Consider the following 716-nt stretch of genomic DNA (forward strand, 5'->3'; position numbering starts at 1 on the left):
GGGTACAGGGGGCCACCGGTGCCGGGGTGGGTGACGGGTTCGCCGCGTCGGGTGGATGGGCCGCGTCGGACTTCACGGCCGCTTCCGCCGCTTCCGCCGGTGTGGGTGGCGGTGAGCATTCCTCGGGCGAGGGGGTCGGGCGGCCCTGGCTGCCCGGGCGCTACGAGGGCGAGTTGGGGGACATCCGGCCGGAACGGCTCGCGCGGCTCGCGGAGGCCGAGGGGAGGCCGCTGCTGTTGCTCCTCGACGGGCCCGAGGAGATGCCGCCGGCACTCGCGCACCGGCTCGCCGAGTGGACCGCGGGGACGGCCGAGTGGCTGCGGGCCAACGGGGCTCGGCTCGTGGTCGCCTGCCGCGCCGAGTACTGGGAGCGGGCAGGGGCGCACTTCCCGGCGGAGCTGCTGCACGGCGAGGGGCACTCCCTGCCGGCTTGCGTGCGCCTGGGCGACCTGACCGAGAGCGAGGCCCGCCGAGCCCGCCTGCGATACGGGATCCCGGAGGACGCGCTCACCGCCGCCGACGCCCGCCACCCCCTCACCCTGCGCCTCCTGTCCGAGGTCCGAGCGGCCCTCCCGGACGCCCCGAACGGCCGGCCCGGCGAGGATGGCGCCTTCGCCGGCCCGCCGGCCGGGCACGCGGCGGGGGCCGCCTGGTCGGACCGGTCCGACGAAGCCCCCGAGGACCGCGTGCCGGGGCCGGGGGACCAGGGACCGGAG

General features: G+C 78.5%; 1 pseudogene. It reads left to right on the forward strand.

Features of this window, described 5'->3' with window-relative positions:
- Positions 1-26: 26 nt before the first annotated feature.
- Positions 27-716: pseudogene (locus tag P1P70_RS45395) on the forward strand (serine protease); the annotation flags it as partial.

The organism is Streptomyces sp. MB09-02B, assembly GCF_033794485.1.
Lineage (GTDB): Bacteria > Actinomycetota > Actinomycetes > Streptomycetales > Streptomycetaceae > Streptomyces.